Below are 14745 nucleotides of genomic sequence, written 5' to 3'. Positions count from 1 at the left end.
GCCAACGTTCCGTGTCGGGGCACTAGGTCACCTACCCCGAAGATGTGTTCGATCTAGTTGGGCAGCAGGTACAGCCCGGCGATCCGGCCGTTCGGGTGGAAGGTGATCTGGAAACGGCCGGGCTGGCGGGCCATGTGCAGCGGCACCTCGACCACCGACAGCTCGCCGCGCGGACTCGTGGACGGACGGCCCGGGAACAGGTAGTTCCCGTGTGACTGCTGCAGCTTCGACCAGGCGTCCGCGATGGTGTTGGGCGAGATCTTCCGCTGCAGGTCGGGGTCCAGTGCCGCGTGCACGGCGCCGTAGTTGCCGCGCGCGATGTTGTTGAGCTGTTCCAGCGCGCGCTGGTCGTAGCGCGCCTGCGTCGGGGCGGTGGCCACGGTCTCGGTGGCGCGGGCCTGCGGGGTGCCGCCGGCGACGCCGAGTGCCAGGTTGCCGGCGAGCGCGAGGCCGACGGCCAGCGTGACGGTCCCGACCAGGTGGTTGCGGCCATTCGTGATTCTCATCTTTATCTCCTTTACCAGGCGGCCGAAGTATTTGTCCCAACCAGGAACGAGGGAGTTGGCGCAGAGTTATGCATCCGTGATCGACGGCCCGAATTGCCGAATGACCTTGTGCTCGTCAGTCGGGTGGCCGATGATCACGGGCATGGGCAACCTGCGCACCCAACTGCTGCGGCGCAGGCCCGCCGCCGAGCTGGTCGCGGAGACCGGCGTGGACTCCGACACGGGCGAGCTCAGCCGCACCCTCGGTGTCTTCCAGCTGTCCATGATCGGCGTGGGCGCCACCATCGGCACCGGCATCTTCTTCGTGCTCTCCGAGGCGGTGCCGAAGGCCGGGCCGGCGGTGGTGTGGTCGTTCGTGCTGGCCGCCGTGGTCGCCGGGCTCACCGCGGTCTGCTATGCGGAGCTGGCCAGCGCGGTGCCGGTGTCCGGCTCGGCCTACACCTACGCCTACACCACGCTGGGCGAGCTGGCCGCGATGGTGGTGGCGGCCTGCCTGCTGCTGGAGTACGGGGTATCCGCGTCGGCGGTGGCGGTCGGCTGGTCGCAGTACCTGAACCAGCTGCTGGACAACGTGTTCGGCGTGCGCATCCCGCAGGCCCTGGCCGCCGCCCCGGAGGCCGGTGGCTGGGTGAACGTGCCGGCCGTGGTGCTGGTGGCGCTGTGCGCGCTGCTGCTGGTCCGGGGCACCGCCGAGTCGGCCCGGGCGAACGCGGCGATGGTGCTGGTGAAGCTGGCCGTGCTGGTGCTGTTCGTGGTCGTCGGGGTGCGCGGGTGGAACGCCGACCACCTGGCGCACTTCGCGCCGTACGGCGTGGCCGGGATCTACGGGGCCGCCGGGGTGATCTTCTTCAGCTTCGTCGGCCTGGACAACGTGGCCACCGCCGGCGAGGAGGTGAAGAACCCCAGGCGCACCATGCCGCTGGCCATCATGATCGCGCTGGCCGTGGTCACCCTGGTCTACGTGGCCGTCGCGCTGGTCGCCGTCGCCGCGCAGGAGCGCTCGAAGTTCGACGGGCAGGAGGCGGGACTGGCCGCGATCCTGCAGGACATCGTGGGGTCCACCTGGCCGGGCACCGTGCTGGCCGCCGGCGCGATCATCTCGATCTTCAGCGTGACGCTGACCGCGCTGTACTCGCAGACCCGGATCCTGTTCGCGATGAGCCGGGACGGGCTGCTGCCCCCGGTGTTCCGCCGGGTCAACCCGCGCACCCTCACCCCGGTGCGCAACACCGTCATCGTGGCCTCGGCCGCCGCGGTGCTGGCCGGGTTCCTACCTATCGAGTTCCTCGCCGAGATGACCAGCATCGGCACCCTGGTGGCGTTCATCGTGGTGTCCATCGGGGTGGTCGTGCTGCGCCGCACCGAGCCCGACCTGCCGAGGGGCTTCCGGGTGCCCGGCTACCCGGTGACCCCGATGCTGTCCGTGCTGGGCTGCCTGGTGATCATCACCAGCCTCCGCCCGGTGACCATCTTGGCCGCCGTGCTGTGGACCGGTGCGGCGCTGGTCTGGTACTTCGCCTGGAGCATCCGGCACTCCCGCCTGGCGCGGGAGCGGCGGTGAACTTCGGAGAGGCCGAGGCGTACGCCCTGACCCGCCCCGGTTTCGTCGGCGTGGTGGTGCGCGACCGGGAGGCCGGCACCGTCTGGCGCAACCCCAACGCCGGCACGCTGATCTGGGCCTGCTCCACGCCGAAGCTGGCCATGGTGGTGGATCTGCTGCTGCGCCAGGACGCCGGCACGGTCCGGCTGACCGCCGAGGACCGGGGCCTGATCTACGCCATGCTGCACACCAGCGACGACGCGGCGGCCACCACGCTGTGGGGGAGGTACGGGGGCGAGGCGGAGTTCGGCCGGCGCTTCCCCGGCTACGGGCTGGCCGACATGCGGTTCACCGACCGGCACCCGCATACCTGGGGGTGGATTCTCGCCACGGCGAACGACCTGGACCGGCTGATGAACTACGTGCTCGACGAGCTGCCCGCCGGGCACCGGGACTACATCGTGGGGGAGATGCGGTCCGTGCACGCCAACCAGCAATGGGGCGTGTGGGGCGCCGGCCCGGCCGCGCGCCCCGGCACCAAGGGCGGCTGGTCCGACGACAACGACGACGGTTCCTGGCTGATGAACTCGGTCGGGTTCGTCGGGCCGGCGGAGCGCTACACGGTGGCCATCATGAACAACACCCAGGTGGTCGCCGGCGGCTACGAGACCGGCCTGGAGACCATCACCCGCTACACCGAGATCCTGTTCCGGGTCCGGTAGCCGAGCCGCAGCAGGCGGACCCACCGGGACCAGGGGCGTGGGTCCGACAGTGCCGCCGCCTTGTCCAGCGCGTCCTCGATCAGCGCGTCGTGCATCGGCCGCCAGATCACCGGCCAGCTGAGTACGGCCAGGCCGGCGGCGTCCATCTCCAGCACGTGCCGCAGCTCGTGCCCGCCGGGCACCGGCCGCACCTCCCACTCGTGGTAGCCGTGGAAGCCGGCGGGCCGGGTGAACGCGAAGCGCACCCGCCGGGACGGTCGATACTCCGCCACCCGGTAGCCGATCGGCCCGTGCCCGCCGTCGGCACCGATGCCGAGCGGACGGTCGAACTCCATCGCCGGCCAGCGCTCGTGCGGCCACAGGCCGTCCTCGGCGGTGGCCAGGCTGTCGATCAACGCTCCGGCTCGTTCCGGACCGCCGGGGAACACCCGGACGTGCGTGTTGAGCACCTGCATGGCATCTCCCTCGAACTAGAGGAGCATCGCTAGTTGCGATCTGGAGAGTAATCTCTACTTTGTGCCGATGCCAAGCAGGTTCCGAACCGAGGATTTCGTGCACGCCGCCGTGCGCCTGATCGCGGAGGGCGGGCCGGGCGCGGCCACGGCCAGCGCGGTCGCCCGGGCCACCGGGGCGCCCAGCGGCTCGGTCTACCACCGGTTCCCCAGCAGTGGGGATCTGCTCGCGGCGGCCTGGCTGCGGCCGTTGCGTCGGTTCCAGGACGAGTTCCTGGCCGTGCTGGCCGGTGAGGCAGATCCGATCGCGGCGGGTGTGGCGGCCGCCCGGCAGGTGGTGCAGTGGAGCGCGGACCACCCGGACGACGCGGCGTTGCTGGCCCGGTACGGCCGGTCCGACTTCATCCGCTCGGACAGCTCCGCTTCGGTGCGCGCCGAGGCCGACGCCCTGGACGACCGGCTCAACCGGGCTCTGGCCGACTACCTGGCCGGGTTCCGGGCCGCGGACCGGGACCGGGTGCGGCTGGCCGTGGTGGACGGGCCGCTCGCGCTGGTCCGGCGCGGCCTGGGCGCCGGCGGGCCGGACGCCGCGACCGTCGATCTGGCCGCCGAGGCCGCCCGCCGGCTGCTCGCCCCGAGTGGTCCGCCGGTCGAGATGATCGATTCCATTTAAGTGGATTCTGGTCACCCGGGACCGCGTGGTTGGTCCGGTGGGGTGGTGGGCGGGGGTAATCCGTGTTCACCGACCGGCTCCTCGCCGAGTTCATCGCCAGAGACCTTTTCCCACGATCGAACGTCTCTTAGGGTGAACTCGGCGCGGGCTTGGTTCCCGGCGCAAGGCCCGGAACGGTCCCGAATGCCTCGGCGGGCTCCACGCGCGGCCCACTGGTCGCTTTCACCCCAGCTGTCACGACAAGTGAATTCCCATTAGCCGCCGTTGCGTATGTCCACGCAGAGCTGAAGGCGGCTCGCGTCAGGAGTCTTGAGCACAGGCCACGGTCAAGGAATCGATCATCCAGGCCGTGTTCCGAAGTCATGCGCCCGCTCGGCGAGCTCGGTGCCGGTTTAAAGATCAGCTCGGAGGAGGCCGCCGCGGTTGGTCTTCCGCGGCTTCGGGTGCCGGCCGTTGCGTTTCATGATCAACGGCCGGCAGAATCGCGCTGGATACCTGATGAGCATGGATTACATGGTCAACGGGACACCAGGGCCGCCTGACGGCCCCGAAAACGGCCACCATGCCCTGATGACCACGAAAGAACCGTCCTGGCCACACCATCCGTCACTCTGGTTGCGGGCGGGGGAACACCACAGGGATCTTGTCGCCATCCCCATGACGTTCCCCTCGCGCAACAGAAGTGACAGACGAGAAACGCAACCGGCTGCGCTAGATCAATCGCGGCCGGCCCGTCCGAGCTGATCTTTGAAACCGGCGCCGAGCTCTCGCCGGGTGGGCGAGCGGCTCGGAAACGCCGCCTAGCGGGCCGCCGGCGGGGTGAGGCCCGGCGGCAGGCCTTCCATCCGGTCCTGCACCACGTCCACGATGCTCGGCCCCGGATGCGCGAGGGCCTCGGCGATGGCCGGCTCCAGCTCGCCGTCCGCGGTGACGCGGACGCCGTGGGCGCCGAGCAGCCGGGCATACGCGGCAAAGTCCGGGTTGCCCAGGAAGACGCCGTGGTAGCGGCCGCCGTGCGCGGTGCGCTGGCGGTCCCGGGTGTTGCCGTACGCGTAGTTGTTGACGATCACGTTCAGCACCGGGATCCGTTCCCGCACGCAGGTCTCGAGATCCTGGGCGACCATCCAGAAGCTGCCGTCGCCGCTGATCGCCACCACCCGCTGGTCCGGCCGGGCCAGCGCCATTCCCATCGCGGCCGGGAAACCCCAGGCCATCGCGCCGCCGGCCGAGCCGTAGTAGCTGTCCGGGCGGTCCACGGCCACGTGCCGGGCCATCCACGGGCCGAACGTGTGCACGTCCTGGACCAGCACGATCCCCTGGCGCATGGCCAGGTTCCGCGCGGCCCGGGTGAGCGCGGGCGATGAGACCCCGCCGGCGCCCGATCCGTCCGGTTCGCTCGGGGGCAGCGCCGAGGCGTCCTCGTACTCCTTGCGCAGGGCCTCCCGGCGCTGCCGGCGCCGTTCGGCGCGACCGCCGTCGGCGGCGACCAGCCGGGGCAGGGCGGCGGTCAGGGCGTGCGCGGCGGCGGTCGCGTCGGAGACCAGCCCGACCCGGGGCGGGTACACCCGGCCCAGCTCGGCGGGGTCGACGTCCACGTGCACCAGCCGGGCCGACGGCGGGACCAGGGTCCAGCGCTTGGTGGTGAACTCGGAGAACCGGCAGCCCAGGGCGACGATCACGTCGGCGTCCCGGACCAGCTGGTCGGACACCTCGTGGGCGCCGTAGCCGAGCGGCCCGAGGTAGGCCGGGTGCCCGTTGGGCACCGCGTTCTTGCGCAGCCAGGTGCTGACCACCGGCGCGGATGCGGCGTCGGCCAGCTCCAGCAGCGCGGCCCGGTCGCGCGCCCCGCCGCCGGCGATGATCGCGGGGCGTTCGGCGGCGGCGAGCAGCGCGGCGGCCTCGGCGACCCCGGCGGGGTCGGGTGCCGGGGGGTGGAACCGCACCCGCGGCCCCGGCGTGACCTCCTCCGGGGCGGCGGCCTGCAGCACGTCCAGCGGCAGCGACACCACGACCGGCCCGGGGCGACCGGTGACGGCGGTGCGTACCGCGCGTTGCAGCAGCTCGGGGATGCGCTCGGGCCGGTGGATCTCCACCGCCCACTTGGTCATCGGGCGGAACGCGGCCACCACGTCCATCTCCTCGAACGACCGGCGTTCGGTGATCGACCCGGGCACCTGGCCGATCAGCACCAGCATCGGGACGGACTCGTCGTGCGCGTTCTGCACCGCGATGGCCAGGTTCGCCGCCCCCGGCCCCCGGGAGGCCAGGCACACGCCCGGCGCCCCGCCGGCCCGGGAGAAACCGTCGGCCATGAACCCGGCGACCTGTTCGTGCCGGGTGGACAGGTACCGGATGCGGCCGTCCCGGGCCAGGGCGTCGATCAGGTCCATCACCGTGGTCCCGGGCAGCCCGAACACGTGCGTGACGCCCTCGACGGCGAGCGACTCGACCACCAGGTCGGCGCCGATCCGGTCAGTCAACGACACCTCCGGGTTGACAGCGTCACGCCGGTCGCGTGATTCTCTGTTGCGGAGTTTAGCTCTGTACAGCAGAGAAAGCGAGTAACCCGATGACGACCGATCAGCGCCCCGTCCTGGATGAGGTCCGGCGGGGGATGATCCCGGCGCACATCTACCACGACGAGGAGATCTTCCGGCTGGAGCGCGAGCGGCTGTTCGGCCGCGCGTGGGTGTTCGTGGCGCACGAGTCGGAGGTCCCGGTACCCGGCGACTACGTGGTGCGGCGGGTGCTGGCCGACTCGTTCATCATCGCCAGGGGCGAGGACGGCCAGGTCCGGGCGCTGTTCAACATGTGCCTGCACCGGGGGATGCAGGTCTGCCGGGCGGAGCTGGGCAACGCCTCGCACTTCCGCTGCCCCTACCACGGCTGGTCCTACCGCAACGACGGGCGGCTGGCCGGGCTGCCGTTCCACCGGGACGCCTACGGCGGCGAGGCCGGGTTCCCGCGCAAGGGCCAGGCGCTGCTGCCCGCGCCATCGTTGGCCAGCCACAACGGCCTGATCTTCATCAGCCTGGACCCGGACGCGCCGCCGCTGCGCGACTACCTCGGCGACTTCACGTTCTACCTGGACTACTACACGAAGCAGTCGGCCGGCGGGATCGAGCTGCGCGGGCCGCAACGGTGGCGGATCAAGGCGAACTGGAAGATCGGCGCGGAGAACTTCGCCGGCGACATGTACCACACGCCGCACACCCACACCAGCGTGGTGGAGATCGGCCTGTTCCGCGAACCGAAGGCGGAGAAGCGCAAGGACGGGTGCACCTACTGGGCCGGCAACGGCGGCGGCACCACGTACAAGCTGCCGCCCGGGACGCTGGAGGAACGGCTGCGCTACGTGGGCTACCCGGACGTGATGATCGAGCGGATGAAGCGCGGCTGGTCGCGCGAGCAGCTCGACGTGGTCGGCCGGGACGGGTTCATGATCTCCGCGGCCTCCGTGTTCCCGAACCTCAGCCTGGTGCACAACTGGCCCCGGGTGGAGGACTCGGAGGACGTGCTGCCGTTCATCTCCATCCGCACCTGGCAGCCGGTGGGGCCGGACGAGACCGAGGTGCTGTCCTGGTTCGCGGTGGACGCCGAGGCGCCCGAGGAGTTCAAGGCGCTGTCCTACAAGGCGTACCTGATGTGCTTCGGCAGCACCGGAATGTTCGAGCAGGACGACGTGGAGAACTGGGTCTCCCTGACCAGCACCGCCGCCGGCACGATGGCCCGGCGGCTGCTGCTGAACAGCCGGATGGGCCTGCTGGGGGACGGCACCCCGGTGACGCCGGCGCTGGGACCCGACCGGTTCGCCGGTCCGGGCGAGGCGCACGTCGGTTACGGCGAGTACAACCAGCGCCAGCTGCTGGCCCGCTGGGCGGACTACCTGGAAGGGGCCGGGCGATGAACCACTCGGCGGAGTCGGTGCTCGGCGGGCACGCCTCCCGCATCCAGCGAACCGGGGCGTCCCTGCCGTTCTCCGACGAGCGGCACCTCGGGGCGCACCACTGGCTGGTCGAGGAGGCGTACCTGCTGGACGCGCAGGAGTACGACCGGTGGCTGGGCCTGCTCGCCGAGGACATCCACTACCTGATGCCGGTCCGGGTCACCACGGCGGTCGGTGCCCGGTCGGACACCTCGCCGGGCATGGCGCACTTCGACGAGAACAAGTACTCACTGTCCCGCCGGGTGGCCCGGTTCCGCACCGAGCACGCGTGGACCGAGGACCCGCCGTCCCGGCTGCGCCACTACGTGGCCAACGTGCGCACCTTCGCCACGGAGGACCCGGACCACCTGGTCGTCGAGTCCGCCGTGCTGCTCTACCGCAGCCGGGGCGACGTGCGCGAGGCGGCGGTCATCTCGGCCGGCCGCGAGGACCTGCTGCGCCGCGGCACCGACGGCGGCTGGCTGCTGGCCCGGCGAACCATCCTGGTGGACGACTCGGTGCTGCGCACCCAGAACCTGGCGATCTTCCTGTGAACGGGACGGAGCCCCCCGTGAGTGGCGAGTGTGGCTATAGCCACACTCGCCACTCACGGGTGCTGCCGGCTGGCCGGCAGCCCATCGTGATCGGCAACGAGTTCGCCGAGGTGCGGGTGTCCCTGGTAGAGACCCGCAACGGGTCGCGGCTGCTCATCGAGTCGCCGAAGTCCGGGCAGTGGGTGACGCTGTGCCCGCTCGAGGTGGAGGCGCTGACCTGGCAGAACCCGGACACGTTCGCCGCGATGATCGGCAACCCGTACGCCCCGCTGATCGAGGGGGAGACGTGACGGGCTGGCTGGAGGGCCGGCGCGCGCTGGTGGTCGGCGCCGGGTCCGGGATCGGGCGGGCCGTGCTGGATGCCTTCCTGGGCGAGGGTGCCCGGGTGGCGGTGCTGGAACGGGACCCGGCGAAGTGCGCGAAGCTGGCCGGCGAACTGCCCGGGACGCCGGTCGTCGCGGGCGATGCGGCGACCCGGGCGGCGAACGAGGAGGCGGTCGCGGCGGCGGTCGGGGCGTTCGGCGGGCTGGACGTGCTGGTCAACTGCGTCGGCGTGTTCGACTTCTACCTGGGCCTCGCCGACCTGGACGCGGACCGCATCGACGACGCCTTCGACGAGATGTTCACGGTCAACGTGCGCAGCCAGGTGCACGCGGTGAAGGCGGCCCTGCCCGCGCTGCGGGAGAGCCGGGGCGCCGTGGTGCTCACCGAGTCCACCTCGGCGTATTTCCCCGGCCGGGGCGGCGTGCTGTACGTGTCGTCCAAGTTCGCGGTGCGCGGCCTGGTGGTGTCCCTGGCCCACGAACTGGCTCCGGAAGTCCGGGTGAACGGGGTCGCCCCGGGCGGCACGGTCGGCACCGACCTGCGCGGCCCGAGCAGCCTGGGGCTGGACGACCGCAGCCTCGGGGCGACGCCGGACCGGGAGTCCGAGCTGGCCGCGCGGGTGCCGCTGAGGGTGGCGCTGTCCGCCGAGGACCACGCGTGGAGTTACGTGTTCCTGGCCTCCGAGCGGGCCAGGGGCATCACCGGCGACGTGGTGCACCCGGACGGCGGGATCGGGGTGAAGGCATGAGCGCGGAGCTGGCCCCGTTGCGGGAGCTGATCGCCGGCGCATGCCGGGTGCTTGCCGCGCGCGGGCTGGCGGACGGCATCCTCGGCCACATCAGCCTGCGGGTCGACCGGCACCGCCTGCTGGTGCGCTGCCGGGGCCCGGAGGAACGCGGGCTGGCCTTCACCACGGCGGAGGACGTCCGGCTGCTGGACCTGGACGGGCAGCCCGGCGCGCCGGGCGAGCTGGACGGCGGATACCAGGCACCCAACGAACTGCCGCTGCACACCGAGGTGCTCCGCCGCCGGAACGACGTGGCGGCGGTGGTGCACGCGCACCCGCCGGACGTGGTCGCCGCCGACCTCGCCGGCATGGCGATCCGGCCGATCGTGGGCGCCTTCGACATCCCCGGCACCCGCCTGGCCCAGGGAGGCGTGCCGGTGTACCCGCGCGGCGTGCTCATCCGCAACCGGGCACTGGCCGCCGAGATGGTGGCCTCGATGGGGGACCGCCCGGTGGTGTTGCTGCGTGCGCACGGCCTGACCAGCGCGGCCGACGGTGTGGAACGGGCGGTGCTGCAGGCGGTCGGTGTGGACCGGCTGGCGGGGTTGTCCCTGCGGGTGGTCAGCGCCGGCGGGACTCTGGTGGACCTCCCGCGCGAAGACCTGGCGGAGCTGCCGGACCTGGGCTCGGGGTTCAACACGTCGACCGCCTGGCGGCACGAGCTGGCCCGGCTCGGCTGAGGTTCGGTGCGGGTTTCAAAGGGCGCTTGGACAGGCGCGGTCGGGTGGTCTGGCGCGGCTGGGTCGGGCCGGTCGCGGTTGGTCAGGGCGTCTTCGGATACGGACCGTAGTCATTTGTGGGGCGTGGAACGGCGGCTCCGTCCCGAGATCTACCTCGTCGGGGTGCACCCCGGGCCTGGACCCCGCTCAGGTAGATCTCGACGAACCGCGGCGGAGTGGACCTAGCCGACCGCCCTCCGGACCGTCACTGTCCGTGACCAATGGCCGGGAACGGACGGGCCTCACCGGTCCTAGCGCAACGGGCCGCGCTCAAGCCGAGAATCACCCGGCCGCGGCCGTCCGAGCGATCTCTGAGCCCGCACCGCGCCGAAGTTCCGCTTGACACACTCGGAAGAGTGACAGAAAGTACTTCTGCACATTAGAAATGTGGTCGCGGCGCCGCCCGGTTCGGGGGCAGGCGCGCCTGCGCGCCGCTCCCTTCGAGCAGGCCCAGAGGAACCGCTATGTCCATCCACGTCATCGGCGTCGTGGCACTCGTCCTGATCTTCGTCCTGGGCACGTTGCGGCCGGTCAACATCGGCGCGCTGGCGCTGGTCGCCACCTTCCTGATCGGCACGCTGGTCGCGCACGAGAGCGTGAAGAAGCTGCTGTCCGGGTTCCCGCCGGAACTGTTCGTGCTGCTCGTCGGGGTCACCTACCTGTTCGGCCTGGCGGCGGCGAACGGGACGATCGAGTGGCTGATCGACCGGGTGGTGGTGCTGCTCGGCGACCGGCCGGTGCTGGTGCCCTGGCTCATCTTCGTGTTCTCGGCGGTGCCCACCACGGCCGGCGCGCTCGGCCCGGCGGGCGTGGCGATGCTGGCACCGCTGTGCCTGCGCCTGGGGGAGCGGTACGGGGTGGACCGGCGGATGTCCGCGCTGATGCTCATGCACGGGTCCTGCCTGGGGAACTTCTCCCCGCTCAACGGCCTGACCATCATCGTCCAGCAGGCGCTGCGCTCCAGCGGGCTGTCCGTGTCGTCCTCGGCGCTGTTCTTCGGCAACGCGGCGTACAACCTGGGGCTCGCCGTGGTGATCTACCTGTGCTTCGGCGGCCGCCAGTTGTGGCGCGAGCGCGGCCGCCAGGCGCCGGCCCAGGCCGAGGGCGAGGGAGAGCCCGGCGCCGGCCTGACGCCCGGTGGCGGGGGTGTGGCCGTGCTGGGTGCACCCGTGCGCACCCCGCTGCGGGTGGACCAGACGATCACCCTCGCCGTGATGGTCGCGGTGGGCGTCGGCGCGCTGGTGTTCGACCTGGAGATCGGCTTCCTGGCGCTGATCGCGGCGGTCCTGCTGCACCTGGTCTTCCCGGCGCGGTTCGCCGAGGCCGACAAACGGATCGTGTGGACGGTGGTGCTGCTGATCTGCGGCGTGGTCACACTGGTCGCCGCGCTCCAGCGCTACGGCACGGTGGACCTGATCGGGCACGGCATCGCGGGCCTGGGCGCGCCGCTGCTCACCGCGTTCCTGCTCTGCGTGGTCGGGGCTTTCACCTCGGCCTTCGCCTCCAGTGCCGGGCTGCTCGGCGTGCTCATCCCGCTGGCCGTGCCGTTCCTGGTGCAGGGCCAGATCGGGGTGACGGCGATGATCATCTCGCTGGCCATCTCGGCCACCGTGGTGGACTCCACCCCGTTCTCCTCGGTCGGTGCGCTGACCCTGGCCAACGCGCCGGAGGAGGAACGGCCCCCACTGTTCCGCACGATGCTCGCCTGGGGCATCGCCATGGCGGCGACCGCGCCGGTGCTGACCTGGCTGTTCTTCCTGCTGCCCAGCGCCCGCTGATGACGCCGGTGTTCACCATGGCCTGCCGGGCCTACGACCGGATGGAGCCGCTGCGCGACGGGACCGTCCGGCCGGGCGGGGCCGAGCTGAACTTCCTGGACCTGCCGGTGGAGGAGACCTTCTTCCGGATGCTCCGGTTCGGCGAGTTCGACATCGCCGAACTGTCCCTGTCCAGCTACGTACTGACCCTGGACCGCGGCGCGCCGTTCGTCGCGGTCCCGGTGTTCCCCTCCCGCGCCTTCCGGCACAGCGCGATCTACGTCCGCGCGGACTCGCCGCTCACCGACCCGGCCGAGCTGGCCGGCGGCACGGTGGGCGTGCCCGAGTACCAGATCACCGCCGCGGTGTGGATCAGGGGAATCCTGGCCGAGCACCACGGCCTGGGAGTCGCCGAGGTCCGCTACCGCACCGGCGGGCTGGACGGGCCGGGCCGGGTGGAGAAGCTCGCCCTGTCCCTGCCGCCGGACATAGAGGTGACCCCGATCGGCTCCGGCGAGACGCTGTCCCGGCTACTCCTCGACGGCGAGCTGGACGCGGTCTACAGCGCCCGCAACCCCGGCCCGTTCAACGCCCCGGACGGCGGCGGGATCCGCCGGCTGTTCCCGGACCCGGAGGCCGTCGAGCGCGCCTACCTGGCCCGCACCGGGATCTTCCCGATCATGCACACGCTGGTGATCCGGCGGGAGGTCTACCAGCGGAACCGCTGGCTGGCGCGGGAGCTGGTGAAGGCCTGCGAGCGGGCGAAGCGCGCCGGGCTGGCCGGGCTGGGGGAGACGGCGAGCCTGCGGTACGCGCTGCCCTGGCTGTGGGCCGAGGTCGAGCGCACCCGCCGCGCGATGGGTGAGGACTGGTGGCCGTACGGCCTGGAACCGAACCGGCCGACCCTGGAGACCTTCCTGCGCTACTCCCACGAGCAGGGCCTCGCGGCCCGCCGCTACGACCCGGAGGAACTGTTCGCGCCGGAGACCCTGGAGGAGGTGGTGGTGTGACCCCGCCGGCGGTCTCCGAAGGAGAGGCGTGGGCTACCGTTTCTGCTATGGAGAAATCCGCCGGCCCCGCCCCGGCCGGCCCGGTGCCGCAGTACCCGATCGAGTCGGTGGACAACGCCCTGAAGATCCTGCTGCTGATGGGCGAGCGCAGCGAGCTGCGGCTGACCGAGGTCGCCGACTACCTCGGCGTCGCCTCGTCGACCGCGCACCGGCTGCTGGCGATGCTGCAGTACCGGGGCTTCGTCCGCCAGGAGCGCCGGTCCAAGGCGTACCTGCCGGGCACCGCGATGACCGCCGTGGCCTACTCGATCCTGCAGCGCTTCGACGTGCGGCAGACGGTGCACCCGTTCCTCGAGGAGCTGAACCGGGAGACCACGGAGACGGTGCACATGGTGGTGATGGACGGGGCCACGGTCCGGTTCATCGACGCCATCGAGAGTCCGCGCGCGGTGCGAGTGGCGTCGCGGCTGGGGCAGTCGATGCCGGCGCACTGCACGTCCAGCGGCAAGGCGATGCTGGCCGCGCTGTCCACCGAGCAGCTGCGCCGGCTCTATCCCGAGGAGGAGCTGCCGGGGCTGACCTCCCGGTCGATCCGCAGCCGGGCCGCGCTGGAACAGGAGATCACCGGCGTCCGGCGCCGGGGCTACGCCACCAGCTCGGAGGAGAGCGAGGAGGGCGTCGCCTCGATCGCCGTGGCGTTCCCGATCGAGCGGTCCGGGTTGCGGATGGCCTTCAACACGGCCGTCCCGGTCGGGAGGCTCAACCGGGCGGACGTGAAGCGGATCGGCGAGTTGATGCGAACCACCGTGGACCGGGCCGCCGAACTCCTGCACTAGCGCCAGCACGCGCCGGCGCCGGCGATGGCCAGGCCCTGCCGGTCTCCCGGACCCAGCTCGGTCTGGCCGGTGTTCACCGGGGCCATCAGCTCGCGCGGGTCGGACACGTGGTCCAGTCCCACCACATGGCCCAGCTCGTGCATGATCACCGCCCTGGCGATGGGGGCGCCGCCCCGGCGGCCCAGGTGGTGCGCCATCGCCTGCCGGGACAGCAGGATCTCCCCGGTCACGAAGCGGGTCAGCTCCGGCCCGGCCGGGGTGACCGCGGTGCTGCCGCCCCTGCCCTCGACGTCGGCGTTCGGCACCGACTCGCCCCTGGGCACCTCCGCCTCGAGCTGGGCCTGGTCCACCCAGGCGATCAGCACCGGCGCCCACCCGCCGCCGTAGCGCTGGGGTTGCCTGGTGGGGCGGTCGGCGACGGGTGTCTCGTCGGTGGCGCCCGCGTAGCTGAAGGTGAGGCGGGAGGCCGAGGCGATCGCCCGCACCGACTCGTGGACCAGCTGCTCGGCTTCCGGCGGCATGCCGGCCGGGTTGATCACGTAGCGAATGGGCTGGCAGGGGTCGTAGGTGACCGGCCGGCCGTTGGGCAGCTGGGCCACGAACGCGTGCGCTCCGGACGAGCCCGCCGCCGGCTGCCGGTCCTGGAACATGCCCGTGGGCAGCAGCTCGTCCAGCGGGGAGCGCGGACCCGCGTGCAGCGTGTCCACCACCACGATCCCGCCGATGAGCAGCGCCAGCAGCAGCACGGAGAGCTTCGCCCGGCCGCCCAGCCGGTTCCGGGGCGGAGCGGGCAGGAGGTTCTCCCGGTCCAGGCGGTCCAGCTCGGCGAGGCGGCGCGACATGTACCGGTACCTGCGCCACGCCCGCAGCCTGCTTATGAGACGCACGACCCTCCCGACGGCGGCCTCCGGTCAGCGCGGGCCGTTGTGGGCAGTATCCC

The 14745-nt window shown here is 71.9% G+C and carries 15 protein-coding genes; 11 read left to right on the top strand and 4 right to left on the bottom strand.

Going from position 1 to position 14745, the window contains the following annotated elements:
• Positions 1-53: 53 nt before the first annotated feature.
• Entirely contained in the window at positions 54-506 is a 453-nt protein-coding gene (locus ABEB12_RS26780; protein WP_185062525.1) for a DUF3887 domain-containing protein, read from the bottom strand.
• 130 nt (positions 507-636) lie between these two features.
• Here ABEB12_RS26780 and ABEB12_RS26775 point away from each other — a divergent pair, with 130 nt between their 5' ends.
• Together ABEB12_RS26775 and ABEB12_RS26770 are read left to right on the top strand one after the other, a co-directional pair.
• Complete coding sequence (locus ABEB12_RS26775) at positions 637-2067, top strand: amino acid permease (protein WP_345703166.1); 1431 nt, start codon at positions 637-639, stop codon at positions 2065-2067.
• Positions 1992-2768, top strand: a complete 777-nt coding sequence (locus ABEB12_RS26770) for a serine hydrolase (protein ID WP_425572276.1) — start codon at positions 1992-1994, stop codon at positions 2766-2768. The genes ABEB12_RS26775 and ABEB12_RS26770 overlap by 76 nt, the downstream gene beginning before the upstream one ends.
• Here ABEB12_RS26770 and ABEB12_RS26765 read toward each other — a convergent pair.
• Positions 2738-3223: an SRPBCC family protein gene (locus tag ABEB12_RS26765; protein ID WP_185062523.1), complete on the bottom strand. Its 486-nt coding sequence runs from the start codon at positions 3221-3223 to the stop codon at positions 2738-2740. The two genes, ABEB12_RS26770 and ABEB12_RS26765, sit on opposite strands and share 31 nt — an antisense overlap.
• Before the next feature lie 67 nt (positions 3224-3290).
• Between ABEB12_RS26765 and ABEB12_RS26760 the strand changes: the two genes are divergently transcribed.
• Complete coding sequence (locus ABEB12_RS26760; protein ID WP_221498205.1) at positions 3291-3893, top strand: TetR family transcriptional regulator; 603 nt, start codon at positions 3291-3293, stop codon at positions 3891-3893.
• 800 nt (positions 3894-4693) lie between these two features.
• On the opposite strand, the gene ABEB12_RS26755 is transcribed toward ABEB12_RS26760, so the two are convergent.
• Positions 4694-6373 carry a thiamine pyrophosphate-dependent enzyme gene (locus ABEB12_RS26755; protein ID WP_185062521.1) on the bottom strand — a complete coding sequence of 560 codons (1680 nt, stop codon included), beginning with the start codon at positions 6371-6373 and terminating at the stop codon, positions 4694-4696.
• A gap of 89 nt (positions 6374-6462) precedes the next feature.
• On the opposite strand from ABEB12_RS26755, the gene ABEB12_RS26750 reads away from it, so the two are divergent.
• From ABEB12_RS26750 to ABEB12_RS26715, 8 genes are all read left to right on the top strand, one after another.
• Positions 6463-7800: a Rieske 2Fe-2S domain-containing protein gene (locus ABEB12_RS26750; RefSeq protein WP_221498204.1), complete on the top strand. Its 1338-nt coding sequence runs from the start codon at positions 6463-6465 to the stop codon at positions 7798-7800.
• Complete coding sequence (locus ABEB12_RS26745; protein ID WP_185062520.1) at positions 7797-8372, top strand: 3-phenylpropionate/cinnamic acid dioxygenase subunit beta; 576 nt, start codon at positions 7797-7799, stop codon at positions 8370-8372. The genes ABEB12_RS26750 and ABEB12_RS26745 overlap by 4 nt, the downstream gene beginning before the upstream one ends.
• A 17-nt stretch (positions 8373-8389) precedes the next feature.
• Positions 8390-8662, top strand: a complete 273-nt coding sequence (locus tag ABEB12_RS26740; RefSeq protein ID WP_345703165.1) for a dihydrodiol dehydrogenase — start codon at positions 8390-8392, stop codon at positions 8660-8662.
• Entirely contained in the window at positions 8659-9444 is a 786-nt protein-coding gene (hcaB, locus tag ABEB12_RS26735; RefSeq protein WP_185062519.1) for a 3-(cis-5,6-dihydroxycyclohexa-1,3-dien-1-yl)propanoate dehydrogenase, read from the top strand. Before ABEB12_RS26740 ends, hcaB begins: the two co-directional genes overlap by 4 nt.
• Positions 9441-10163, top strand: coding sequence for a class II aldolase/adducin family protein (locus tag ABEB12_RS26730; RefSeq protein ID WP_185062518.1), 723 nt, complete (start codon positions 9441-9443; stop codon positions 10161-10163). The genes hcaB and ABEB12_RS26730 overlap by 4 nt, the downstream gene beginning before the upstream one ends.
• A 503-nt stretch (positions 10164-10666) precedes the next feature.
• The gene (locus ABEB12_RS26725; RefSeq protein WP_185062517.1) at positions 10667-11980 is read left to right on the top strand and encodes an SLC13 family permease; all 1314 of its coding nucleotides are present in this window, start codon (positions 10667-10669) and stop codon (positions 11978-11980) included.
• The gene (locus ABEB12_RS26720; RefSeq protein WP_185062516.1) at positions 11980-12969 is read left to right on the top strand and encodes a substrate-binding domain-containing protein; all 990 of its coding nucleotides are present in this window, start codon (positions 11980-11982) and stop codon (positions 12967-12969) included. Before ABEB12_RS26725 ends, ABEB12_RS26720 begins: the two co-directional genes overlap by 1 nt.
• 47 nt (positions 12970-13016) lie before the next feature.
• A complete protein-coding gene (locus ABEB12_RS26715) occupies positions 13017-13805 on the top strand; it encodes an IclR family transcriptional regulator domain-containing protein (protein ID WP_185062515.1) in 789 nt (262 codons plus the stop codon).
• On the opposite strand, the gene ABEB12_RS26710 is transcribed toward ABEB12_RS26715, so the two are convergent.
• A complete protein-coding gene (locus ABEB12_RS26710; RefSeq protein ID WP_185062514.1) occupies positions 13802-14647 on the bottom strand; it encodes a matrixin family metalloprotease in 846 nt (281 codons plus the stop codon). The two genes, ABEB12_RS26715 and ABEB12_RS26710, sit on opposite strands and share 4 nt — an antisense overlap.
• Between the last annotated feature and the right edge of the window lie 98 nt (positions 14648-14745).

The sequence above is a fragment of the Actinospineispora eucalypti genome, assembly GCF_039543365.1.
GTDB lineage: Bacteria > Actinomycetota > Actinomycetes > Mycobacteriales > Pseudonocardiaceae > Pseudonocardia > Pseudonocardia eucalypti.
This window is presented reverse-complemented; position numbering and strand designations above follow the sequence as displayed.